The sequence below is a fragment of the Devosia sp. XGJD_8 genome, assembly GCF_046614475.1.
Classification (GTDB): Bacteria; Pseudomonadota; Alphaproteobacteria; order Rhizobiales; family Devosiaceae; genus Devosia.
Window position 1 is genome coordinate 2,473,345 of sequence record NZ_JBKJHF010000001.1, and the last position, 23,817, is coordinate 2,497,161.

Annotated in this window: 26 protein-coding genes; 14 read left to right on the forward strand and 12 right to left on the reverse strand. The window is 64.6% G+C overall.

Features of this window, described 5'->3' with window-relative positions:
• Window positions 1-57 precede the first annotated feature (57 nt).
• Window positions 58-645 carry a nitroreductase gene (locus ACLI1C_RS11745; protein WP_411397035.1) on the reverse strand — a complete coding sequence of 196 codons (588 nt, stop codon included), beginning with the start codon at window positions 643-645 and terminating at the stop codon, window positions 58-60.
• 181 nt (window positions 646-826) lie between these two features.
• Between ACLI1C_RS11745 and ACLI1C_RS11750 the strand changes: the two genes are divergently transcribed.
• On the forward strand, window positions 827-1,807 hold the full coding sequence (locus ACLI1C_RS11750) for a hypothetical protein (RefSeq protein ID WP_411397037.1): 981 nt from the start codon (window positions 827-829) through the stop codon (window positions 1,805-1,807).
• An 80-nt stretch (window positions 1,808-1,887) separates the two neighbouring features.
• Window positions 1,888-3,687, forward strand: a complete 1,800-nt coding sequence (locus tag ACLI1C_RS11755; protein ID WP_411397039.1) for a hypothetical protein — start codon at window positions 1,888-1,890, stop codon at window positions 3,685-3,687.
• 35 nt (window positions 3,688-3,722) lie between these two features.
• On the opposite strand, the gene ACLI1C_RS11760 is transcribed toward ACLI1C_RS11755, so the two are convergent.
• The 9 genes from ACLI1C_RS11760 to ACLI1C_RS11800 all read right to left on the reverse strand — a co-directional run bounded on the left by ACLI1C_RS11760 (window position 3,723) and on the right by ACLI1C_RS11800 (window position 11,744).
• Window positions 3,723-5,126 carry a phosphomannomutase gene (locus ACLI1C_RS11760; protein ID WP_411397041.1) on the reverse strand — a complete coding sequence of 468 codons (1,404 nt, stop codon included), beginning with the start codon at window positions 5,124-5,126 and terminating at the stop codon, window positions 3,723-3,725.
• Window positions 5,127-5,143: 17 nt separating this feature from the next.
• Window positions 5,144-6,145 (reverse strand): NAD-dependent epimerase/dehydratase family protein, encoded by a 1,002-nt coding sequence (locus ACLI1C_RS11765; RefSeq protein ID WP_411397043.1) that lies wholly within the window; start codon window positions 6,143-6,145, stop codon window positions 5,144-5,146.
• The gene (locus tag ACLI1C_RS11770) at window positions 6,142-7,488 is read right to left on the reverse strand and encodes a UDP-glucose dehydrogenase family protein (protein WP_411397044.1); all 1,347 of its coding nucleotides are present in this window, start codon (window positions 7,486-7,488) and stop codon (window positions 6,142-6,144) included. The genes ACLI1C_RS11765 and ACLI1C_RS11770 overlap by 4 nt, the downstream gene beginning before the upstream one ends.
• 86 nt (window positions 7,489-7,574) lie before the next feature.
• Window positions 7,575-8,006, reverse strand: coding sequence for an alternative ribosome rescue aminoacyl-tRNA hydrolase ArfB (gene arfB / locus ACLI1C_RS11775; protein ID WP_411397045.1), 432 nt, complete (start codon window positions 8,004-8,006; stop codon window positions 7,575-7,577).
• A gap of 139 nt (window positions 8,007-8,145) precedes the next feature.
• Entirely contained in the window at window positions 8,146-8,376 is a 231-nt protein-coding gene (locus tag ACLI1C_RS11780; protein WP_411397047.1) for a hypothetical protein, read from the reverse strand.
• On the reverse strand, window positions 8,376-10,358 hold the full coding sequence (thrS, locus tag ACLI1C_RS11785; protein WP_411397048.1) for a threonine--tRNA ligase: 1,983 nt from the start codon (window positions 10,356-10,358) through the stop codon (window positions 8,376-8,378). The genes ACLI1C_RS11780 and thrS overlap by 1 nt, the downstream gene beginning before the upstream one ends.
• Before the next feature lie 210 nt (window positions 10,359-10,568).
• A complete protein-coding gene (locus tag ACLI1C_RS11790; protein ID WP_411397050.1) occupies window positions 10,569-10,973 on the reverse strand; it encodes a GFA family protein in 405 nt (134 codons plus the stop codon).
• Window positions 10,957-11,280, reverse strand: coding sequence for a membrane protein insertion efficiency factor YidD (gene yidD / locus ACLI1C_RS11795; protein ID WP_411397052.1), 324 nt, complete (start codon window positions 11,278-11,280; stop codon window positions 10,957-10,959). Before yidD ends, ACLI1C_RS11790 begins: the two co-directional genes overlap by 17 nt.
• An 11-nt stretch (window positions 11,281-11,291) precedes the next feature.
• Window positions 11,292-11,744, reverse strand: a complete 453-nt coding sequence (locus tag ACLI1C_RS11800; protein ID WP_411397054.1) for an iron-sulfur cluster assembly scaffold protein — start codon at window positions 11,742-11,744, stop codon at window positions 11,292-11,294.
• Window positions 11,745-11,887: 143 nt separating this feature from the next.
• Between ACLI1C_RS11800 and folE the strand changes: the two genes are divergently transcribed.
• From folE to ACLI1C_RS11835, 7 genes are all read left to right on the forward strand, one after another.
• The gene (gene folE / locus ACLI1C_RS11805; RefSeq protein ID WP_411398312.1) at window positions 11,888-12,514 is read left to right on the forward strand and encodes a GTP cyclohydrolase I FolE; all 627 of its coding nucleotides are present in this window, start codon (window positions 11,888-11,890) and stop codon (window positions 12,512-12,514) included.
• An 86-nt stretch (window positions 12,515-12,600) separates the two neighbouring features.
• On the forward strand, window positions 12,601-13,434 hold the full coding sequence (locus ACLI1C_RS11810) for a helix-turn-helix domain-containing protein (protein ID WP_411397055.1): 834 nt from the start codon (window positions 12,601-12,603) through the stop codon (window positions 13,432-13,434).
• 43 nt (window positions 13,435-13,477) lie between these two features.
• Entirely contained in the window at window positions 13,478-13,930 is a 453-nt protein-coding gene (gene hisI, locus ACLI1C_RS11815) for a phosphoribosyl-AMP cyclohydrolase (protein WP_411397056.1), read from the forward strand.
• A gap of 121 nt (window positions 13,931-14,051) precedes the next feature.
• Entirely contained in the window at window positions 14,052-15,650 is a 1,599-nt protein-coding gene (locus ACLI1C_RS11820; protein WP_411397058.1) for a glucan biosynthesis protein, read from the forward strand.
• Entirely contained in the window at window positions 15,647-15,784 is a 138-nt protein-coding gene (locus ACLI1C_RS11825; RefSeq protein WP_411397060.1) for a hypothetical protein, read from the forward strand. The genes ACLI1C_RS11820 and ACLI1C_RS11825 overlap by 4 nt, the downstream gene beginning before the upstream one ends.
• Before the next feature lie 17 nt (window positions 15,785-15,801).
• Entirely contained in the window at window positions 15,802-17,568 is a 1,767-nt protein-coding gene (gene mdoH, locus ACLI1C_RS11830) for a glucans biosynthesis glucosyltransferase MdoH (RefSeq protein WP_411397061.1), read from the forward strand.
• A complete protein-coding gene (locus ACLI1C_RS11835) occupies window positions 17,555-18,778 on the forward strand; it encodes an OpgC family protein (RefSeq protein ID WP_411397063.1) in 1,224 nt (407 codons plus the stop codon). The genes mdoH and ACLI1C_RS11835 overlap by 14 nt, the downstream gene beginning before the upstream one ends.
• Here ACLI1C_RS11835 and ACLI1C_RS11840 read toward each other — a convergent pair.
• Complete coding sequence (locus ACLI1C_RS11840; protein ID WP_411397065.1) at window positions 18,775-19,509, reverse strand: rhomboid family intramembrane serine protease; 735 nt, start codon at window positions 19,507-19,509, stop codon at window positions 18,775-18,777. The genes ACLI1C_RS11835 and ACLI1C_RS11840 overlap by 4 nt on opposite strands.
• Window positions 19,510-19,686: 177 nt before the next feature.
• Between ACLI1C_RS11840 and ACLI1C_RS11845 the strand changes: the two genes are divergently transcribed.
• From ACLI1C_RS11845 to ACLI1C_RS11860, 4 genes are all read left to right on the forward strand, one after another.
• Complete coding sequence (locus tag ACLI1C_RS11845) at window positions 19,687-20,340, forward strand: PAS domain-containing protein (RefSeq protein WP_411397066.1); 654 nt, start codon at window positions 19,687-19,689, stop codon at window positions 20,338-20,340.
• Between the two features lie 126 nt (window positions 20,341-20,466).
• Complete coding sequence (locus ACLI1C_RS11850) at window positions 20,467-21,099, forward strand: PilZ domain-containing protein (RefSeq protein ID WP_411397068.1); 633 nt, start codon at window positions 20,467-20,469, stop codon at window positions 21,097-21,099.
• 63 nt (window positions 21,100-21,162) lie between these two features.
• The gene (locus ACLI1C_RS11855; protein WP_411397070.1) at window positions 21,163-21,687 is read left to right on the forward strand and encodes a hypothetical protein; all 525 of its coding nucleotides are present in this window, start codon (window positions 21,163-21,165) and stop codon (window positions 21,685-21,687) included.
• Window positions 21,688-21,828: 141 nt separating this feature from the next.
• Window positions 21,829-22,461: a transglutaminase-like cysteine peptidase gene (locus tag ACLI1C_RS11860; RefSeq protein WP_411397071.1), complete on the forward strand. Its 633-nt coding sequence runs from the start codon at window positions 21,829-21,831 to the stop codon at window positions 22,459-22,461.
• A 252-nt stretch (window positions 22,462-22,713) separates the two neighbouring features.
• Here ACLI1C_RS11860 and ACLI1C_RS11865 read toward each other — a convergent pair whose 3' ends face one another.
• On the reverse strand, window positions 22,714-23,034 hold the full coding sequence (locus ACLI1C_RS11865; RefSeq protein WP_411397072.1) for a DUF6949 family protein: 321 nt from the start codon (window positions 23,032-23,034) through the stop codon (window positions 22,714-22,716).
• 90 nt (window positions 23,035-23,124) lie between these two features.
• On the opposite strand from ACLI1C_RS11865, the gene ACLI1C_RS11870 reads away from it, so the two are divergent.
• Window positions 23,125-23,814: a hypothetical protein gene (locus ACLI1C_RS11870; protein WP_411397073.1), complete on the forward strand. Its 690-nt coding sequence runs from the start codon at window positions 23,125-23,127 to the stop codon at window positions 23,812-23,814.
• The last annotated feature ends 3 nt before the right edge of the window (window positions 23,815-23,817 follow it).

The following is a 23,817-nucleotide window of genomic DNA, read 5'->3' on the forward strand; positions in this document are numbered from 1 at the left end:
GATCGCCCCATAAGGGCACGGCAATGGTTAACTGCCTGTTAACCATTGCCTGTCGCGCTAGTCTTGATCGGCACTCCAGTGGCTGACGATATCGGCCAGGGCCGGCCGCGGCCGGTCCTCGATCACCGCGGTCGGCGTACCGATATGCACAAAGCCCACGAAGCGCTCCCCCTCCCCGGCCCCCAGCATGGAAGCGGCTTCCGCGTCGAACGTGTACCAGCGCGTTATCCACGAGGCAGCAAAACCCAGCGCAAAGGCGGCATGCAGCAGGTTGAACGCCACATTGCCCGCCGACAGCAGCTGCTCGAATTCCGGCACCTTGGGATGCGGCTTGGGCGACGAGATGACACCAATCGTCAGCGGCGCCGGCAGAAAGCGCTGCCGCTCGATCTCGATGCTGGCTTCATCCATGCCCGGATTGTTGCGCGCGAAGATTTCGGCCAGCTTCTCACCCGCCTGTGCGCGCGCATCCCCCGCGATCACCACCAGCCGCCAGGGCGTGATCTTGCCATGGTCGGGCACCCGCGTCCCGATGGTCAGGATTTGCTCGAGCTCCTCGGCATTCGGGCCCGGCTCCTTGAGAAAGGCCATGCCCACCGAACGGCGGGTCAGCAGATAGTCACGCAGCATGGGATTGGCAGGCATTGTCAGGCTCCATTCTGCGCGAGCAATAGCCCCATCCTCGCCGCGATGCCAGAAGCTGGGGCAAATTCGGCGCGCGACCGCATTGCGGTGTTTTCATCCTGGCAGGTCTGTGACACAGCTTTTCCCCAATCGCCGCCTAAGACGGCCAAACCGATTCATCCAGCCCGGCCAGGGAGACCCGATGCGCCTGCGACCCATATTAGCCCTGCTGCTCATGCTGGCTGTCGCGGCGCCCGTCATCCCATTGATCGCCACCGTCGCGAGCGCGCAGGAAGACGCGGCGGAAATGCCCCCCATGCCGCGCCCCCGGCCTGATCCCGACAGCCTGCCCCCACGCCCCGCGCCACGCCCGGGCGAACCGGCAACGCCTGCCACGCAAGCCATCGAGGCTCTCACCTCGGTGCCGCAGCCGGTGACGCTCAGCGCCCGCATCACCCAGGATGGCACGCCCATCCCCGACGGCCTGGTCTGGCGCATCTTCGATACCCAGCCCGACGCCAGCGGCGAACTGGCCCTCGTCGCCAAGTCCGACCTGGGCGCGCCCACGGTCGAGCTGCCGCCTGGCGAATATGTCGTGCATGTCGCCTATGGCCGGGCCCAGACCAGCGAGCCGCTGTCGGTCACGACCGGCACCAATGCCAAGGACTTCATTCTGGAAGCCGGCGCCCTCCGCCTCAATTCGGCGGTCACCGGCGATATCGCCATTCCCTCGGGCCTGCTGAAATTCGATATCTTCACTGCCGGCGATGAGGGCGATCGCACGCTCGTCGCCGAGGGCCTGCTGCCCAACGACATCGTCACCCTCAATGCCGGCACCTATCACATCGTCTCCTATTTCGGCACGGTGAACGCCGTGGTCCGCGCCGATCTGCGGGTTGAGCCTGGCCAGTTGACCGATGCGACGCTCTATCATCACGCCAGCGAAGTCTCCTTCAAGCTGGTCTCAGAGGAAGGTGGCGAGGCCATCGCGGATGTGGATTGGACCGTCAAGACCGCCGATGGCGCCACCGTGTTCTCCGAACTGGGCGCCTTCCCTTCCACCGTGCTGGCTGAGGGGGATTATCTCGTTCTCGCCAAGCAGGGCGAGCAGGTCTTCAACCGCGAGTTCCAGGTTCAGGCCGGTTCGGTCCGCGAAATCGAAGTGCTGACCCAGGTCTACTGATCGGCCACCGGCGGTTTGCCTATTGAAGCGGCGCGGCCAATGGCCCAAATTGCCGCCAACCAAAGCGGGAGAGAATTATCATGCTGTTCAGCACCACGGTCCGGCAGCGTCTGGGCATTCTTGCCACTGCAGCCCTCTTGAGCGTCGCCCTGCCGGCGGGCGCGGCATGGGCGCAAAAGACCAAGACCAAGTCCCAGCCTGCTGCGGAAACCACGGCGGTGGCGTCCAGCTTCAATGTCGAAATTCCCAGCATCGACGCCCTCGACTCCAATGTCGATGACGAGACGCTCCGCGCCATCTTCAGCGGCGCCCTGGCCGAAAATGCCGACGCCCTTGCCGGCCTGACCGCCACCAGCATCACCATTCCGGAAATCATGCTGGAGACCACCACGACGGTTGATGGCAAAACGAGTGAAGCCACCATCATCTTCGCCGATCTCGAACTTACCGACATCACCGACGGCATTGCCGCTTCGGTGACCCTGTCGGGCATGACCGTCGATGCCGGCGATGACGGCTCGGCTGATTTTGGCGTGCTGTCGGCCGCCAACTTCAACATCGGTGGCGTTCTGGGCCTCTATGGCCTGGTTGATGGCGGCGGCCAGACCGAGCTTGAAACCATCTACACCGACTTCCGCTTCGATGGCGGCACCTTTGAGGCGCCCGATGTCAGCTGCACCATGGGTGCCATGACCGCCGCCGAGTTCAAGGCTCGCCCGCTCAACTACTCCTTCGCCGAGATCATGGCGCTGGCCGAGAGCCTCGAGGCGCAGGAAGATGACCCGTCGCCCGAGACGGTGGGTGCAGCTTTGCGCATGTATGTGGACCTCTTCACCGCCTTCGAGACCTCGCCAGCCGAGTTCGAGGGTTTCGAGTGCTCCGGCGTCGATGACGAGGATCGTCCCCTCAGCTTCACCGTCGCGGGCATGTCGATGGGCGCCATGAGCCCCGGCATCTACCCCTCCATCGCCATGGATGGCCTCGATGTCACCGTGGAAGGCGACGGCACGGTTCAGGTCGGCAATATCACGATCAAGGAAATGGATTTCAGCGGCCCAATCGCCGCCATAGAGGCTGCGCCCGAGGCGATCGACGAAGCCTGGTTCACCGACAATGCCCGCTCGCTGATCCCCGCCTTTACCGGCTTCTCCTTCAGCGATGTGCTGGTCGACGTCCCCGATCCGGAAAGCGATGGCGAACGCATCTCCGCCAGCATCGGCGCCTTTGATCTGACGCTGGGCGCCTATTACAACGGCATCCCCACCGACCTTCTGACCACGGCCAGCAATATCGTCATCGACCTGCCGGAGAATTCCGGCGATGAGCAGGTCAAGCAGCTGATCGACCTCGGCGTCACCAATATCGACGCCGGCTTTGCCATCGATGCATCGTGGAACGAGGCGGACAACACCATCGCGGTCGACGAAGTCTCGATCACCGGCGCCAACCTCGCCACCGTTGCCCTGGCCGGCACCATCACCAATGCCACCGACGCGCTGTTCAGCGTCGACGAGGATCAGGCGCTTGCCGCGGCTATGGCCGTGGCCATCAGCCACCTCAAGCTCGACGTCACCGATGCCGGTCTCGCCGATATCATCCTCGCCCGCGTAGCAGCCGATCAGGGCTCCGACCCGGCCACCATGCGCCCGGTCTTCGCCGGGCTCGCCGAAGGCACCGTCGTGGGCCTCCTGGCCGGCGCCGCCGAAGCCCAGAAGGTCGGGGCAGCGCTCAACGCCTTCGTCAGCGGCAAGGCCAAGTATCTCACCATCGAGATGACCGCCAAGGAAGCCCCCGGCCTCGGCATGCTGGACTTCATCGCCGCCGAAACCGACCCCACCACCCTCATCGGCAAAGTCACCATCGACGCCACCGCGAAATAAAACAAAAAGGGCCGCCAACAGCGGCCCTTCTTCTTTCAGGCGACTTCGCGCGCTGCGACACCCATGCCCCAGGCCAGCAGGGCTTCTGCAACCTCGGGCGTACTGCCCTCGACATAGCAGCGCAGTTCGGGCGCATTGCCCGACGCTCGGAAATGCACCATGTCCCCCGCCGCGGTCCGAAACTGCAATCCATCGATCTGGGACAGGCCCGTAATGCCATGCGGCGCGAACAGCGCCCGGGCATAGGCGTCGTCGCCGGCCAGACGCGACAGGAAAGCCCCGCTGCGCTCGCTGGGCACCTCCTGCAGCCGATCCGCCAGCGCATGCTGGAGCGGCAAGTCCGCCACGATCTCAGCAACCGGCCGCCCCTTCCCTGCCGCGAGGCCCAGCACGCACAACAGGGGTAAAACCGCGTCGCGCGTCGGCAGCGCTGGCAGGGCCACGCCGGCCGCATGCACGCCGTCGCCCACGAAGGTCCCGCCATTGGCCTCGAACCCGATCACCGAGCCTTGCGCACCTGTCATGGCCTCAATCACATAGGGTGATCCCACGCGCGTCCGGACCACGCGCGAAAAGGCGCCCGTCCGCTCGATGCCGGAGTTCGAGGTGACGGGGGTGACCACCGTCTGCGCACCGAGATAGCGCGCCGAAATGAGCCCCAGCACATCGCCGCGCACGAATTGCCCCATGCCATCCATCAGCAGTGGCCGGTCGCCATCGCCGTCGGCCGACACGATCGCATCCAGCCGATGCTCGGACACCCAGCCCGGCAGGGGTGCGAAAACCGTGTCGCCGAAGGCCTCCGTATCCACCGCGACAAATTGCTCTGTCCGCCCCAAACTGACGGTCTCGGCGCCGAAATGCCGAAGGATTGCCGTCAGCACATCGCGCGCAACGCTGGAATGCTCGAAGACCCCGATCCTCCAGCCCGTCAATGCCCCGGCCGCCAGCAGCCCGGCAAAACGCTCGAAATACCGCGCGCTGGCCAACGCTGACTCGTCGGCAATCGCAACGCCCAAATCGCCCACTGACGCATCGCTCAGCGCCGACAGAATGCCAGCCTCGTCCGCCTTGCTGATTTCTCCGCTCGGCAGGTAGAACTTCAGCCCGTTCCTGTCCGCTGGAATATGGCTGCCCGTGATCATGATTGCAGCGCACCCCGCCGCCATCGCATGGCAGGCCAGCGCCGGCGTCGGAATGGCCCCGCAATCCACTGGCTCCATCCCGGCCTCGGCAATGGCAGCCGCGCAGTCAGCCGCGATCGCAGGGCTCGACGGACGAAAATCGCGCCCAAGGAATACCCGCCCGCCGCCGCTCTCGCCCAGCGCTGCGACATGCCGCAAGAACGCCGCAGTATAGCGCCGCGCCGCCTGCCCCTCGAGGTCCAATGCCAGGCCGCGCAGACCGCTGGTGCCGAATTTGAGGCTGCTCGTTGCCAATCCCGTCTCTCCTGCTCTCACGCGTAGCCGTTATAGCTCTTGAACCATGCTACGAAGCGGGCCACCCCGACGTCCACCGGGGTTTGCGGCATTGCACCTATGAGCGCCTGCAGCAGGTCCGTGTCGGCCTCCGTCGCCACCACATCGCCCGGCTGCATCGGCAGCAGGTTGAGCTGCGCCTTGACGCCCAGCGCCCGCTCCAGCGCGCTTATGAAGTCCATGAGCTCGGTCGGCCGCCCACCGCCGATATTGACGATGCGAAATGGCGCAACCTCCGACAGGCTGTCATGCGCGACGCCCTTGCCCGTTTCCGGCGCCCGCTCCATCAGCCGGGCAATGGCATCCACCAGATCGTCGACAAAGGTGAAATCCCGCCGCATCCGGCCAAAGCCATAGACGTCGATCGGCCGCCCCTCCATCATCGCCGTGGCAAATTTGAGCGGCGCCATGTCCGGCCGGCTCCACGGCCCATAGACCGTGAAGAACCGCACGCAGGTCGCGGGGATACCGAACAGATGCGCATAGGCATGCACCATCGCCTCGCCCGATTTCTTGGTCGCCGCATAAAGCGACACCGGCCCGTCCGCCCGGTCCGTCTCGGCAAAGGGCACCTTGGAATTGCCGCCATAGATCGAGCTGGTCGAGGCAAAGATCAGGTGCTTGGGCGGCAGCGCCCGCAGCGCTTCGAGCAGGTTGGCCGTGCCCACCACATTGGACTGGATATAGCTCTGCGGTTGCTCGAGGCTGTAGCGCACCCCCGCCTGCGCGGCCAGGTGCAGCACCACCTCGGCCCCACTCTGCGCCAGCCCCTCGCGCAGCCGCGCCGCATCCTCCAGCATGCCCTCGATCAGCACGAACCGCGCATGCCCGGCGAGCATGGCCAGCCGCGCGCGCTTGAGCGCCGGGTCGTAATAGTTGGTCATCCCGTCATAGCCCGTCACGGTGTGTCCGTCGGCCAGCAGCCGCTGCGCCAGGTGAAAGCCGATGAAGCCGGCCGCCCCGGTGATGAAAATCCTCACTCCGCCGCCTCCGCCGCGCCGCCTTGCGCGCTCAGCCCGGCCGGACGGCCGATGCTGCTATAGTCAAAGCCGTGCCGCGCCACCTCGTCGTGGCGATAGACATTGCGCAGGTCGACCAGCACGGGCGTGCGCATCAGCCCATGCAGCCGCGCCAGGTCCAGCGAGCGGAACTCGTTCCATTCGGTGACGAGCACCAGCGCATCGGCCCCCTCGGCCACATCATAGGCGCTGCTGCCGAAGTCCACGCCCGCGAGCAGCTTCCGCGCCGCCCGCATGCCCTGCGGGTCATAGGCGGCAACGCGCGCGCCGGCCGCCAGCAGCCCCTCGATGATGTCGATCGACGCCGCCTCGCGCATGTCGTCGGTATTGGGCTTGAACGTCAGGCCCAGGACGCCAATGGTCTTGCCGCGCACATCGCCGCCGCAGGCGGCAATCACCCGACCCGCCATGGCCTGCCGGCGCGCACTGTTGACAGCGACCGTGGTCTCGACCAGCCGCATCGGGCTGTCGAAATCCTGACCGATCCGGATCAGCGCCTGCGTATCCTTGGGAAAGCACGACCCGCCATAGCCCGGCCCCGCATGCAGGAATTTCCCCCCGATGCGATTGTCGAGCCCCATGCCCCGCGCCACCTGCTGCACATCGGCGCCCGCCGCCTCACAGAGATCGGCCATCTCGTTGATGAAGGTGATCTTCATCGCCAGGAAGGCATTGGCCGCATATTTGATCAGCTCGGCCGTGCGCCGGTTGGTGAACATCAGCGGCGCCTGGTTGAGGTAAAGCGGCCGATAGACCTCCGCCATCACTGCCCTGGCCCGCTCATCCTCCAGCCCGACCACGATCCGGTCAGGCCGCTTGAAATCGTCGATGGCCGCGCCTTCACGCAGGAATTCGGGGTTGGAGACCACCGCCACGTCGGCATCCGGCCGGGCAGCTGCAATGATTCCCGCGACCGCGTCGCCTGTTCCCACCGGCACGGTTGATTTGGTCACCACCACCGTGAAGCCCGCGACACTGGCGGCGATCTCCCGCGCCGCCTCGTGCACATAGCTGAGGTCCGCGTGCCCATCGCCGCGCCGCGATGGCGTCCCAACCGCGATGAACACCACCTCGGCCGCGCCCACTGCGCTCGCCAGGTCCGTGGTGAAGGACAGGCGCCCCGCGCCAACATTGCTGGCGACGAGTTCGGCCAGCCCCGGCTCGTAGATCGGAATTTCGCCGCGCTCCAGCGCGTCTATCCTGCTCTGGTCCTTGTCGATGCAGACCACGTCATGGCCAAAATCGGCCAGGCATACGCCGGTGACCAATCCAACATAACCGGCGCCGGCAATGGCAATCTTCATGGCGAGCACCCCTCTGGACCACGACCGCAAGAATAGTTGGCCCGTCTTCCGCTGTCGCTAGCCAACTTGCCGCGCGGCAATGGCAATCACTGTCCGTCCGATGGATTGCTGCGCATCCGCTTGACCTCGGAGCGCACCGATTTCGCCTCCAGCCGCCTTTGCTTGGATCCAAGGGTCGGCCGCGTGGCAATGCGGGCCTTGGGCACATGCGCGCCCGCCACCAGCAGCCCCACCAGCCGCTCCAGCGCGTCAGCCCGGTTCATCGGCTGGTCGCGATGCGAATTGGCGGTGATGACGATGACGCCCTGCTTGGTCAGCCGCTTGCCCGCCAGTACAGCCACGCGCCGCTTCATCGGCTCGGGAATGGAGGGCGAATTGGCCAGGTCAAAGCGCAGCTGCACCGCGCTCGACACCTTGTTGACATTCTGACCGCCCGGCCCCGACGCCCGCACGAATGTCTCCTCGATCTCCGACGGATCGATGGAAATGGAGCGGGTGATGGGGATCAGGTCTGGCATGAAATAGTCCCCTCCTAACCTCCCCCTGAAAGGGGAGGAACAGATCGAGTTTTTGGCGCGATCGAGCCAAATCCACAAGACGGTCCCTCCCCCTTCAGGGGGAGGTTAGGTGAGGGCTAGAGCCATAGCTCTAGCCGAACTAGTTCCTGTACCGCCCCGCGAAGATGATCTCACCCTCGTGGATGGTCAGCCCCTTGATGGTCGCCCGGTACTTGCCCGGCATGCCCTCGGCCTCGACCACCCAGCCCTTCTTGAGCATACCGGCGAAAACCTTTTCGCCGATATCCTTGAAGTCGCCCGGCCCCAACGCATTCTCTTCACCGAGATGCGTCAGGGCCTTGATCTCGCGGTTGGACGGACGCTGCGGCATCAGGCGGCCTTTGCTGCCTTGAGATCAGGTGCGGTCGCTTCCGCCATGAGCGCGACCAGCGCGTCCATGAACGGCTCCACCTTCTGGCCCTCGGTGCCCAGGCGGCGGACCGAAACGGTCCCCTCCTCGGCCTCGCGCTTGCCCACCACGAACATCAGCGGCACCTTGCCGACCGAATGCTCGCGCACCTTGTAGTTGATCTTCTCGTTGCGGGTGTCGAGCTCGGCACGAATGCCGGCCGCCTTGAGCTGGCGCACCAGCCCTTCGGCATAGCCGTCGGCTTCCGACACGATGGTCGCGACGACAACCTGGGTCGGCGCCAGCCACATCGGCATCCTGCCGGCATAGTTCTCGATCATCATGCCGATGAAGCGCTCCAGCGAGCCCAGGATCGCCCGGTGCAGCATCACCGCATACTGGCGCGAACCGTCTTCGGCGACATAGGTCGCGTCCAGCCGTTCGGGCAGCACATAGTCGAGCTGCAGCGTGCCCACCTGCCAGCTCCGCCCGATGGCGTCCTTGAGGTGGAATTCGAGCTTGGGCGCATAGAAGGCGCCCTCGCCCTCGGCGATCTCGAAATCATAGCCGGTCGCGCGCAGGGCATCGCCCAGCGCCCTCTCGGCCGCATCCCAGCGCTCGATGGTGCCGCCGAACTTTTCCGGCCGCGTCGCCAGTTTGATGACGACGTTGTCGAAGCCCATATGGCCATAGACCGAATAGAGCAGATGCACGAAATGCTCGGTCTCGCTCTGGATCTGGTCCTCGCGGCAGAAGATGTGCGCATCGTCCTGCGTCATCTGCCGCACGCGCATCAGCCCGTGCAGCGCACCATGTGCCTCGTTGCGGTGGCAGCAGCCAAATTCCGCCATGCGCAGAGGCAGATCGCGGTAGCTCTTGATGCCCTGGTTGAAGATCTGAACGTGTGCCGGGCAGTTCATCGGCTTGAGCGCCATCAGGTCGCCCTTGCCGCTGAGGACTGGCCCCTCTTCTTCCGTGCCGGGCACTTCGTCGGGCACCACGAACATGTTTTCGCGGTACTTGCCCCAATGGCCCGACTGCTCCCAGAATTTGGAGCTCATCAGTTGCGGCGTCTTGACCTCGACATAGCCCGACGAGTTCAGACGGCGGCGGATATAGGCCTCCATCTGGTTGTAGAGCACATAGCCTTTCGGGTGCCAGAACACCGACCCCTGCGCTTCCGGCTGGAAGTGGTAGAGGTCCATTTCCTGGCCGATCTTGCGGTGGTCGCGCTTCTCGGCCTCTTCCACCATGTGGAGATAGGCCTCGAGCTCTTCCTTGGTGGCGAAGGCGGTCCCATAGATGCGGCTCAGCACCGGATTGTTGCTGTCGCCACGCCAATAGGCGCCGGCCACCTTGGTCAGCTTGAACGCCATGCCGACATCCTTCACGGTCCGCATATGCGGCCCGCGGCACAGGTCGATCCACTGGCCCTGCTTGTACATCTTCAGCGACTGGTCGGCCGGAATGGCATCGACCAGTTCCACCTTGAACTCCTCGCCCTTGGTGCGGAAGAAGTCCTTGGCCTGGTCGCGCGTCCAGATTTCCTTGGAGAAGGCCGCGCCCCGATCGATGATCTCGGCCATCTTCTTCTCGATGGCCGGAAAATCCTCTTCCGAGAAGGGCTCGTCTCGCTTGAAGTCGTAATAGAAGCCGTTCTCGATCACCGGACCGATCGTCACCTGCGTGCCGGGCCACAGCTCCTGCACGGCTTCCGCCAGCACATGCGCCGCATCGTGCCGGATCAGCTCCAGCACATCCTTGGACCCGCTGTCGCGCGTCACGAACTCGATCTTGCCATCAGCCTCCAGCGGATCGCTGAGATCGCTGAGCACGCCGTTCCAGCGCATGGCGACCGTCTTCTTGGCCAGGCTCTTGGAGATGCCTTCGACCACGGTGGTCCCGGTGGTGCCACGCGCATAGTCGCGAGCTGCACCGTCGGGGAACGTCACCTTGATCGTCATTTTAGGTCTCCAGAAATGGATTGGATGCAGCGGAAATCGCTGCAAGGGCGCCTGTCTAGCACGGTTTTCCGCCTATGCCAGCCGCAGAGCGTACCAAAAACGCGATGTCATCCCGGCGAAGGCCGGGATCCATCCCGAGATAGTCCAACCGCCAGGGATCCCGCCCAACCCCCGATCCGGGAGGCCGGCGTATGCCCCAGGCGCCCCGCCCTATACCGGCAGACCCTCGAACTGCGGCAGGTCGTCGGTGATCTCATGCCACGGCGCCTTGGACCCCACGAACATGTGGAATTGCGGCTTGATGCTGGGCGTGTCGATCAGCGTACCCATCGCCACATGGCCGTTGCCGTTTGCGGCGATGTGCGAATAGAGAAACGAGCCGCAATGCCGGCAATGAACATCATGCGTGCCGTCCCGGTCGCCATAGATCAGAACATCGGCCTGCCCATGCGTCAGGGTGATCTTGTCGAAGCGGATTGCCGCCATCGGCTTGAATGCCGCGCCCGTGGCGCGCCGGCACAGCGAGCAATGGCAGTTGAAGGCTGCGTGAAATTCGTCCGGCACGGAATATCTGACCGCGCCGCACAGACACGACCCGCTAATGCTTGTGCTCATGCCCCGCTCCCCTCCAGGTCCCGTAGCGCCACGGCAGATACCACCGCGCCCCATCCGGCACCGTCTCTGGCACCGGATCATAGCCATGCGTGCCCCCCGGCCGGCACCGCGTGAACCGCGCCAGACCCATCCAGCCGCCCGGCCAGAAGCCGAATTTCCAGATCGCGTCGCTGGTATATTCCGAGCAGGTCGGCAGATGCCGGCAGCTCCGCCCCACAAAGGCCGAGAGCGTATAGCGATAGATGGTGATCAGCAGCACGGCGGCGAACTTGAACGGCAGGTCGATCACCCGCCAGATGAAGCCCATGACTCTTTCCATCAGCCGGCAGCCGCAACCGATTCTGCGGACTCGATCTTTTCGATCGCATCCACCACCGCATCGAACACCAGCAGCGTCGACATGTGCCGCGCCCGGTACTCACGCACCGGTTCGAGATAGCCCAGGTCGCTCCACTTGCCTTCAGGCGGCGTGCCGTCACTCTTGAGCATGGCGTGCATCTGCTCGCGCACCTGGCGGAATTCGCCGACCGGTGTCCCCACAATCTCGCGCGCCACGACCGCTGCAGAAGTCTGCCCCAGCGCGCAGGCCGAAATCTCGTGGCCATAGTCCACGATCACCCCGTCGCGCACGATCAGGTCGACCTCGATCACCGATCCGCAGACCCGGCTCACCTTGCGCGAACTGGCGCCCGGCTGGGCCAGTCTGCCGGGCTGGCGCGCATTTCCCGCAAGGTCGAGTATCTTTTGGGAATAGAGATCGCTGAGTTCCATAAAACGCACAATTCTGTTTCTTGTGACTGTCGTCACTGGCTTCTATATAGGGTCTGGCAAGCGGACTGTCAGGGCTGTCGTACCCCACTGGTCCAAAATCGCTCTGGTCTCGTAGAATGGCCAAGCGCAAGGAGCTGACCACGATGGATGCCCGCACCAAGCCTGTCGGCGCCACCCCGCTGACTGCAACCGCACCCTTTCCACGCCCTACCTCAGAAGAAGCGGAAGCTGCCGTGCGCACGCTGATCGCCTGGGCCGGCGACAATCCGCTGCGCGAAGGGCTGCTGGAAACCCCGGCCCGCGTGACCCGCGCCTTTGGCGAATTCTTTGCCGGCTACGAGCAGGATGCCGGCGAGATCCTGAACAAGACCTTCAAGGAAGTCGGCGGTTACGACGACATCGTGCTGGTGCGCGATATTCCCTTCAGCTCCCATTGCGAGCACCACATGGTGCCCTTCGTCGGCAAGGCCCACATCGCCTATCTCCCCCAGGAGGGCGTGGTGGGCCTGTCCAAGCTGGCGCGGCTGGTCGACGTCTTCTCCCGCCGCCTGCAGACCCAGGAAAATCTCACCGCGCAGATCGTCGATGCCATCAACGAGCATCTTGGTCCGCGCGGCGTCGCCGTCATGCTCGAGGCGGAACACATGTGCATGTCGATGCGCGGCGTCCGCGCCCATGGTGCCGCCACCATTACCCATCGCTTCACCGGCGTCTTCGCCGAGGATCGCGTCGAGCAGGACCGCTTCTTCGCCATGGTCACCCGGCGCTGAACGCCGCGCCCGCAAAAGGGCAAGCGCGATCAAATGCGCTTGCGCCAATCATGGCATAGACTGTCCGTCTCAAACGGGTCTGTGCCATGTCAGTTGTCGCCAAGATGTTGTGGGTTCTGGAAAGCCGGTCGCGTGAACCGCTCGGCCTGGACGAACTCGCGGCGGTGACAGGGCGGTCCAGAAGCTATCTCTCGCGCGTCTTTCCCCTGGTGACCGGCTATTCGGTCACCGCCTATCTCCGGGCACGGCGACTGAGCGATGCGGCCCGCCAGCTTGCCGACGGCGCGCCCGATATCCTGTCGGTCGCGCTCGAAGCCGGCTACGGCTCGCATGAGGCATTCACCCGCGCTTTCCGCGATCAGTTCGGCGTCACGCCGCAAATGATCCGCCGGCGGCGCCATCTCAATGGGATTACCCTTGTGGAGCCTCTCAGAATGGATATTTCAGCCCCCGTTTCCATCGAACCACCCCGGTTCGAGAACCGTCCCGCCATGGTCTTTGCCGGCCTTGCCGAGCAGCACCAGATGAGCAATCCGGCCGGCCTGCCCGCCCAGTGGCAGCGCTTCCAGCCCCATATCGGCCATATCGACGGCGCCATTGCCGGCACCGCCTACGGCATTGTCGGCGAGATCGCCGACAACCGCTTTGAATATGTCGTCGCCATGCAGATGCGCCCCGGCGCCGAGCCACCCGCCGATCTCGAGCGCGTCGCGGTCCCGCCGCTCAAATGGGCCCGCTTCACCCATGGCGGAGACCTCTCCACCATCCGCCAGACCATCGGCGCCGCCGAGCGCTGGCTGAGCGAGCACGGCCATGAGCCCAGCGAGGCCGCCTACAGCTTCCTCGAATATTACGGCCCCGCCTTCGACGCCCGCAGCGGCAGCGGCGATATCGAGATCTGGTTCGGCCTCAAGCACTGATCCACTGGCATCCCGTAATGATGCGCGCTAATCAGGGCGCATCATGACACACACCTTCCCGGACCCCAGGACCCTGTCACACGCTGAGCTGGAAGAAGGCACCACCTTCGCCCCGCGTTTCGATGCCCATGGCCTGCTCACCGTCGTCACCATCGAGGCCGGCACCAATGACGTGCTGATGCTGGCCCACATGAATGCCGAGGCGCTGTCGCTCACCTTGGAGACCGGCATCGCCCATTACTGGTCCCGCTCACGCGGCAAGCTCTGGAAAAAGGGCGAGACCTCGGGCGAACTGCAGGAAGTAGTCGAACTGCGCACCGATTGCGACCAGGACGCCATCGTGCTCACCGTCCGCCAGACCGGCCGCGGCGCCGCCTGCCACACCGGCCGCAAGAGCTGCTTCTACCGCCGCGCCATCCGCGGCCCCGAGGGCACCGTGCTGGAGGACCTCGGCCTGCCGCGCCTGTTCAAACCGGACGACGTCTATGGGAGCTGACCAGCGGCCCTGTCCGAGCCATGCTTTTTCGGAATGGGAACTATGCGACAACTATTTGCTCTAGGCGGCGTTCGAGGTTTGCCAAAGAACACGGCTCACCATGACCGCATAGGGCAGCCAGTTGAAGCGTCACACCAAATCCCTGCATAATCGGCGTCAGGTGCTCCAGGGCATCGCCACCCTTTCCCTCCTCGCCACCACTGCCCTCACCCTGCCGGCCTTTGCCCAGGTGGAGGAGCGCAGCGAGTTCGCCTTCGACTTCGAGTCCTTCAGCGCCCGGATGCAGGCCATGGCCGCCGCACCGTTTGAGCCGCTGGCCGTCTCGGTCCCGGAAAGCTTCCAGAACTTCGACTATGACGCCTATCGGCTGATCCAGTTCCGCCCCGAGGCCGCAAAGTGGATCGATTCACCGTCCGGCTACCGGGTCCAGGCCTTCCACCTCGGCTGGCTCTATACCGAGCCGGTCAAGGTCTTCGAACTCGATGCCGGCACGGCGCGTCCCCTGGCCTTCACGCCGGACGACTTCACCTACCACGACACGGCAGTGGCCGAATCGGCGCGTGCCCAGGAATTTCCGGGCGTTGCCGGCTTCCGCCTCAACTACCCGCTGAACAAACCAGATTCATATGACGAACTGATATCATTCCTGGGCGCCAGCTATTTCCGGGCCTTGGGTCGCGACAATATCTATGGCCTCAGCGCCCGCGGCCTCGTGCTCAATTCCTGGGTCGACCTGCCCGAGGAATTCCCGCGCTTTTCCGAATTCTACCTCGAAAAGCCGCAGGGCCAGGGCCCGCTGACCATCTACGCCGCCCTCGACAGCCAGAGCGTTACCGGCGCCTATCGTTTCGTCATCACGCCGGCCGGCGATGCCGCGCAGGAAACCACGATTGACGTCACGGCGCGGCTCTATTTCCGCACCGACGTCAAGGAACTGGGCGTCGCCCCGCTCACCTCCATGTTCCTCTATGCCGAGGCCAATCGCGGCGGCTTTGACGATTACCGCCCCCAGGTGCATGACAGCAACGGCCTGCTGCTCGAGCGCGAGAGCGGCGAGATCATGTGGCGTGCCCTCAACAACACCGACAGCCTGGGCAATTCCTATCTCTGGGAGAACAATCCCAGGGCCTTCGGCCTCTATCAGCGCGGCCGCGACTTCGACAGCTACCAGGATGCCGGCGCCCATTACGAACGCCGCCCGTCCCTCCGTATCGAGCCGCAGGGCGAGTGGGGTCAGGGCATGGTCCGGCTGATCGAGATTCCCGCCCGTCTTGAGGCTGACGACAATATCGTCGCCTTCTGGATTCCCGCCGAGCCCGCTCTGGCCGGCACGGCGCGCGAATTCAGCTACCGCATGATCTGGGGCAATCTCGATCCCGAGACCAATCCCGCCATGGCCTATGTCGCGGAAACGCGCGCCGGCGCCGGTGGCGTATCGGGCGTCGAGAATGCTGCAAATCTTCGCAAATTCGTTGTCGACTTCAAGGGTGGCGAGCTCGACAGCCTGCCCCCGGAGACGCCGATCGACGTGCTGGCCACGGCCGCTGGGGGCGCCGTCGTCAATTCCGTGCTGTCGCGAGTCGAGGCCAACGGCGCCTGGCGCCTTGTGCTCGACATCGAGACCACCGGCACTGCCCCCCTCGAATTGAAGGCCTATCTGGTTGGCCTGGGCAGGAAGCTCACCGAAACCTGGCTCTATCAGTGGAGGCCCACAGCATGAAGCACAGCGGAGAATTTCCCTTCGACAAGGCCCTGCCCGATGCACCGCTCTATATGCCCAAGCAGCAATTGGAGCGTCGCGGCAGCTTCCTGACAACCTTGCGCCTTACTCTTTCGGCAATTACCGGGCGCTAACGCACCCTGGGATCCTCATGCGCCGGTCAATGTTCTTTCGTCTTGCCGCCCTGACTACCGCGGCACTGCTGACTGTCGTCGGCGGTTACCTCTTCGTGCGCCTGACCGGCGTAGGCGGACTCACGGCCCTCGATCTGCTGCGCACCCTGCTGGTCGTCATCAGCGGCTTCTGGCTCATCTGGGGCAGCATTCCGGCCGCCCTGGGTGTCTTCACGCCCCGCCGCCTCGACATGACCGATCCCCATGCCCTGCCACGCGGCATGACGGCCATCCTCGTCCCGATCTACAACGAGGATCCGCTCGCCACCTTTGCGCGCATCGCGGCCATGAACCGCAGCCTCGTGGCCTTGGGCATTGCCGAGCGCTTCCACTTCGTCATCCTGTCCGACACCCAGGAAATGCATAATGCCGCGCAGGAAGCGGTGTGGTTCAGGCGCCTGCTCGACGAACCGATGAGCAACGGCCGCATCTTCTACCGGCGTCGCGAGCGCAATGTCGGCCGCAAGGCTGGCAATATCGAAGATTTCATCGCCAGCTCCGGCGCCGCCTACGACTATGCGCTGACCCTTGATGCCGACAGCCTCATGGAAGGCGCGACGATTGGCGAAATGGCCCGCCGGATGGATGACGATCCGGATCTGGGCCTGTTCCAGACCGTTCCCCGCATCATCCATGCCCGCACCCCCTTCGGGCGGGCATTACAGTTTGCTGCCGCCTATCTCTCCCCCACCTTTGCCCGCGGCGCGGCACTGATGCAGGGGCATGAAGGACCCTATTGGGGCCACAATGCCATTGTCCGCGTCCGCGCCTTCGCCGCCAGCTGCGGCCTGCCCGAACTCTCCGGCAAGCCGCCCTTTGGTGGCCACATCCTGAGCCACGACTATGTCGAGGCCGCGCTCCTGTCCCGCGCCGGCTGGAAGGTCAGGATGGACCCCACCCTGCCCGGTTCCTACGAGGAGGGGCCGGAAAATCTCATCGAATATGCCAAGCGCGACCGGCGCTGGTGCCAGGGCAACCTGCAGCATATCCGCCTGCTCGGCGCGCCGGGGCTCAAGCTCTGGAGCCGCTTCACCTTCATTCAGGGCATCATGGCCTATCTGGCCTCCCCGCTCTGGCTGGCTTTGCTGGCTGCCAGCCTCGCCGCTGCCATGTTCCCCGATCAGCCGGCCATGTTCGCCGGCGACGCGGACCCCTTCATCAGCGGCTGGACGCTGGTCATTGCGGTCAGCGCGGTGCTGATCCTGCCCAAGGTACTGATCCTGCTGCGTGGCGCCTTCGACGGTCACAACCGCCAGTTTGGCGGCAACCTGCGCGCCCTGGCCTCGGTCTTGGGCGAGATCGTGCTGTCCACCCTGCTCGCGCCCACGCTGCTGCTGTTGCAGAGCCGGGCCGTCGCCCAGGTCGTGCTCGGCATCGATGGCGGCTGGCCCGCCACGCGCCGCGGCCAGAACTGGGTTTCGGTGGGGGATGCCTTCCAGTCCAGCTGGTGGATCGTCGCCATCGCGGCCGTCACCCTGGGCGGCACCCTCGTCTATGCCCCGGCCAATGCCGTCTGGGTGGCCCCGGCCATGCTGCCGGCCATCTTCGCGCCGCTGCTCATCTCGCTGACCTCCCGCCCGACCCGTCGGCAGACCGTGCCCGTGCTGTTCGCCACCGAGTCCGAACTGGCGCCCGGCGCGGTGATCCTTGAGCAGCGCGCCGTCATGGCGGAATGGTCCACCAGTGAAACCACGATCGACGCCGCTCCGGTTTCCATCAGGGCCCCGCGCCATGTCACAGCCTGAGACCGCGACCTATCGCGCCGCCGGCCTGCTGGGTCCAAGCTGGATCCGCACCCTGTGGTCGCCCGCCACCAGTGGCGCCATCGTCACGCCCGGCGGGCGCGACGCGCGGCTCGACATGTTCCGCGGCATTGCCCTGGTGATGATTTTCATCAACCACGTGCCCGGCACCATCTACGAGAGCGTCACCAGCCGCAATTTCGGCTTCTCCGATGCCGCCGAGGCCTTCGTTTTCATGTCCGGCATGGCGGCCGGCCTGGCCTATTCCAACCGCTTCCGCACCGGCAGCCTCTGGGCCGCAATTGCCAAGGTCTGGGCCCGCGCCCGCCAGCTCTATTTCGTGCACATCGCCATCACCATGCTGTGCCTGGCCATCTTCGCCGCCGCGGCCAAGTGGTTCGGCCTGCCCGAATTGTTGACCAAGAACAACATTTCCGCGCTGTTCCAGCAGCCGCTGAGCACGCTGGTCGGCATCCCCCTGCTGACTCATCAGCTGGGCTACCTCAACATCCTGCCGCTCTACATGACGCTGCTGCTTGCCACGCCGCTCTTCCTGCTCGTCGGCCTGCGCAAGCCCTGGCTCATGCTGGGCCTCTCCATCGCCCTCTGGGCCGCGGCCGCCCAGTTCCGCTTCAATCTGCCCAACTTCCCCAATCCGGGCGGCTGGTTCTTCAATCCATTCTCCTGGCAGCTGCTCTTCGTCATCGGCCTGCTGTCAGGCGCCGCCATGAAGGTGGGCCAGCGCTTCATTCCCTATCGGCCGGCCATCTTCGCCGCGGCGGCCGCCTTCCTGGTTCTGTCCCTGCTCTGGCTGCGCATTCCCCAGCTCGGCGAAGCCGGCCGCGCCATGCTCGCCGGCCTCGCCAACGCGGGCGCGCCCTTCTACATCACCAATTTCGACAAGACCTTCCTGGCCCTGCCGCGCCTGCTGCATGCCCTGGCGCTGTTCTACTTTTTCGGCCACTTGCCCATCATGCGCAGCCTGGCCGGTTCCGCCATCGCTGCCCCCTTCCGCCTGCTCGGCCGTCAGGGCCTGGCGGTGTTTTCGGTCGGCACCGTGCTGAGCCTGCTGCTGCAGGTGGTCAAGACCCCGCGCCAGCCCGATCCGCTCTTCGATGGCCTGATCCTGGGCGGTGGCATCCTCGCCCTCCTCGCCCTCGCCTGGGTCCTGACGCGGACGGCCGAACTCAGCCGCGCCCGGCCTGCCGTCTAGCTCCGGCGCTCGAACAGCCCTACCATCAGCAGGCCGGCAAAGAAGCCGCCGAGATGGGCCTGCCAGGCCACCGACATCTGCATGCCCGTCACCAGCGGCAAAAGCGGCACCGCCGCATTGAGCACCACCCAGATCAGGATGAAGAACCGCGCCCGGTTATCGCGCCACAGCTCGCCCAGCCCGGCCAGCCGCCGCCCGATCACCACCTGCTCGCCCGTCTCGGGATGCCGAGTCACGATGATGGGCTGGAAGATGAACCGTACGGCCGCCCCGGTGAGGCCGGCGACGCCGCCAGACGCGCCGATCAGATACGACCCTGAATAGAGCGTCGTCGCTGCAAATAGCGCCGCCCCCGCTGCGGCCGAAATGAAGAAGATGGCCAGCATCGGCCCTGCCCCATAGCGGCGGGCCACCGGCGTGGCGAAAATCGCGAACCAGGCGACATTGACCAGCAGGTGCTCCCAGCCGCCATGCAGCAAGGCGTGGCTGAACGGCGTCCAGATCAACGGCACCGCCAGCGCCGGATCGGCCCCCGCAGCCACGATGCGCAGCGGCTGGAACGCAAACCAGAACACCATCTGCAAAAGCCCGTCCTGGTTAAGAACGACGGTTGATGCAAGGTGAATGGCCACCAGCACGCCGATCAGCGCCGTGACCGAGCCGGGCAGCAGGAAGACCGGCTCCCGCCCCGCTGGCTGGGCATCCGGCGGCAATTGGCCTTGTTCACTCATCACTTCACTCCGACTCGCTGGCCCACTCTGCCTTACGCCATTCTTTTCCACATAGGCCCGCCCGCGTTAACCTTAACTCTTCTTTAAGAGCGATTTTGCCCCCCACTTTTGCCAATGTCGCGAGGCGGCGAATGCGGTCCACGGGAGAGCGCTCGCCGATACTTGGCGGGTCACGATATGCAGAAGACGAGCACCAGGACGCTCTACGATTACTGGAATTCCATTCGCGGTGCACGCAGTGCGCCCGACCGGAAGGACATTGACCCGACGCGCATCCGCGAAGCGCTGGCCAATACCTTCATTCTCGAGCTCGACGAGAGCGACAAGTTCTCCTTCCGCCTTGCCGGTTCGCACCTCTGCACCAGCTATTGCCGCGAGCTCAAGGGCCGCTCCTTCTCCACCCTCTGGCATGAGCGCGATCACGACGCCATGGAAACGCTGATGCGCGCCGTGACGGAAGATCACGCCGTCGCCTTGGTCACCTTCCAGGGCACCACCGCCCTGCACACCAAGGTCAGCTTCGAGACCATCCTGATGCCGCTCCGGCACAATGGCTCGACCCATACCCGCCTGCTCGGCGCCATGACGGCGCTCGATGAGCCCTACTGGCTCGGCGTGCAGCCGATCCTTGAGCAGCGCATCACCGGCCTGCGGCTGATCTGGCCTGACGACGTAGCCCTCGAGGATACGGTTCGCGATGTGGCGACCAACGTCGCCAACAATGGCGGCTTCAGCAACTCCGTCGGCCCGGCGGCAATGCCCGCAGTCGTCTATGGCCGCACCGCCCGCCGCTATGCCCATCTCGCCGTTATCGACGGCGGCCGCCAATAGGCATTTATCGCTTTCCAAGCAACAGTTTGCGCGGTTTTTGGCTGCGCAAATCAAACTTCGAAAACATATTGCGTTAACTAAGACCGGATAGTGTTACCGCCATTCATAGCTTGAGCGGTCCGGCGAATGCTGAGCGACGACCTTCCCTCCCCGCAGTTTATCGCCCCAAATCGGACCCGCGCGGAATCAAACCGGTTCCAGCGCGTGCGCGTTTCCGTGCTGGGTCGCTACATGCTGGCTGACCGTCGCGAATTCCCCTGCCAGATCCTGGAAATGTCCCCCGGCGATGCCGTCGTCATCGCGCCGGTCCCCGGCATGCCCGGCGAAAAGGTCATCGCCTATGTCGATCATATCGGCCGCATCGAGGGCACGATCCTGGCTCCCGCCGAGGGCGGCTTCACCATGGATATCGCCGCCTCGCCGCGCAAGCGTGACAAGATGGCGGCGCAGCTGACCTGGCTGGCCAACAAGGATGTCCTTAACCTGCCCGAGGATCGCCGCCACGAACGCGTCGTCCCCGATATCCGCCATTCCACCGTCGTGCTCGACGATGGCCGCCGCTACAATTGCAAGATCATCGACATCTCCCTCTCCGGCGCCGCCATCGAGCTCGATGTGCGTCCCGCCATGGGCACGCCGGTCACCCTGGGTCGCATGCGCGCCCGCGTCGTCCGCCACTTCCAGAATGGCGTCGCGGTCGAATTCGCCTCCGCCCAGGAAATGCTGACCGTCATCCAGCAGAATCTGCGCATGAACTGACGGCAGTCGCGCCCCGCGCTTCTGTGAATGGCGCCGGCCCGGCGGCGCATTTATGATGCTTTCATGACACCGACGCTGCGCGCCTCCTCCCTCGCCACCCTTGCCGCCACCTTCCTGTCCTTCGCTTCACCCGGCGGCGCCTTTGCCGATGGGCGGGCCGACTGGTCCGACTATGCCTGGCAACAGATCAGGATCGCCGAATGCGTGGCCGATGGCGCCACGCTGCAATGTCCGGCCTATCACCAGAAATGGGATTGGAAGCGCAACCAGTGGGTCGACATCGCCATCACGCTCGATACGGCGCGGGGCGAAATGCGGCTGACCCAGCGGCTCACCGACAACGATCCGCATGACTATGACTATGTCTGCGTCACTGCGCTGGCCGTCGATGCCGACGGCAACAATGTCATCGCCCACCACCAGAACTGGCAGATCGCCCCCGGACAGGTGATCGAACAGACGTTCATTCACCGGTCAGACTTGCGGCGAAAAGTGGACACGATCCATATCGGCTCCAAGCAGTGCCGCGACGGCGCCGGACAGGACGACGCGCTCTATGCCCGGGTCCTCGCCGGAATCCAGCCCTGAGCCCTTTCGCCCAAGTCCCTGGCCCGCATGGTTAATTTTGCCGGAACGACATCGATAAAACATGCATAAAAACTGCATGGCACTTTTCGGACCGGCCTAATCCGCCCCCCCTAACGTGGTCTCCATCAGGGAGATCACACCATGGCATCGAACAAAAAAGGCCTGCCAGCCCAACTATTTGCAGCCATTTTCGCCTTCGCGGCTGCCGTTATTCCGGCCCAGGCGCTCGACACCACCAACATTGCCTTCGTGCAGACCGTCAGCGCGACCACCAGCATTCCGGTCGGTCACCTCGAATTCTGCCAGAGCCGCCCTGACGAATGCCGCCCCCATGCCAATCCCGTCGGCGCCGTTTCCCTCACCGAAAATCTCTGGCAGCAGCTGCTGAGCGTCAATGCCAGCGTCAACCAGAGCATTGTTCCGGTCACCGATGACCAGCTCTACCAGGTCGCCGAGTTCTGGACTTATCCCAACGGCTACGGCGATTGCGAAGACTATGCCCTGGCCAAGCGCCGTGACCTGATCAATGCCGGCTGGCCGGCCAGCACGCTGCTCATGGCGGTGGTCAAGCAGGCCAATGGCGAAGGCCATGCCGTGCTCATGGTGCGCACCGATCGCGGCGACCTCGTGCTCGACAACCAGGTCGGCTCGGTCGATCTGTGGAGCGCAACGCCCTACAAGTTCATCAAGCGCCAGTCCCAGGCCGACGCCGGCAAGTGGGTCGACATGATCGACACCCGCGAGATCGTCGTCGCCACCGCTGCTATCAACTAGCGCCTATAGAGGAACGAAGGAATCCAGGGCAGGCCGAGTCGAAAGTCGGCCTTCGAGAACCGGAGCGGAGCGTACACCAGTACGTGAGCACCGGAAGCGCAGAAGGCCGGTATTTGCAGACCGGCATTCCCTGGATACCGAGCTCCGGAGTTCCGGACCCCGCCCCAAACCTATCCCTGATAGGGGTCTGAAGAATGAGGCCAGCCGCAAGGCTGGCCTCATTGTATTTCAGTCTGTGAATGGACGAACGGCCTAGAACCGTATGGCCACGTAGATGCCCATGAACAGCAGGCCCGTCACGAAGGCCCAGCCGAAGGCAACCACGGCCGAAACCAGCGCCGAAGTCATTGAGATCGTGCCGTCCTCTTCGTGCTGCCAGCCCATCTGCAACATGATGTAGGGACCGCAGACAAAGCTCATCGCCAGGTTGCCCAGCGAGCGGATGAAGGTGCTGCCGTCATAGCGCAACATGGCCTGCTGGCGGGCGAGCCACTGGTAGAGATGCGTCCCTGCCCCTGCAATGCAGAGCCCCACGCCAATCAGGAAGGCTGCAAGCAACAGTTCCTTCGCCATGCCAATCCATCCCCGCCGCACAATGTTAACCCTTCATTAAGCATATTCACCCCCTGATGACCTGTCACCTCTCCTCGGCGAATCTGGTTAATGCTGGAAACAAGTTCGCAACCGGCCCCTGCCGAGCGCCATTCCGGGCAATCTTCGCTCGCCTACAATCTGGCGGGCATCGCGGTTCTCGTGCTGCTTCTGGCCGTCGGGGCGGCCTACCTGATTGACGAACTGGGCCGCGCCCGGCAGACGCCGGCGCCGACCCTCGCCGATCCCGACCCCATCGTGCAGACGATTTCAGGCCGTGAGCTGAAGATCCCCTCGGCCTGGTTTCGCTACGGCGAGCAGATCCGCGATGGCTTCACCGACCAGATCGACCTGCGCATCCGCTTTGCCCCGGACGCGGTCCAGCCGTCGCAATCGGTCGACGTGACGCTGCTGCCACGCAGCCGCGCACGGGCAAGCAGCAGCCTGCTCGATCGCGTCTACCTGCATCAGTTTGAAGATGCCGCCATAGGCGGCGTGCCGGGCCTCGTGGGCAAGCCGATGCGCGACAGCAGCGGCTATGGCGGGGAGACGGTCTGGTATGACGCGCTCTCGCCAGATCCATTCGTGGCCAAATGTCTGGAGCCAGTTTCGGTGGAAGGCACGGCGCAATGTGTGCGCACCGTCTACCTGCCCAGCGGCATCGCCGCCGTCTACACCTTCGACGCCACGATTCTGCAATCGTGGCGCCAGTTTGATGCCGAAATGGAGCGCTGGCTCGCTCCCATCGGTGCCTGGCGGTAGCGC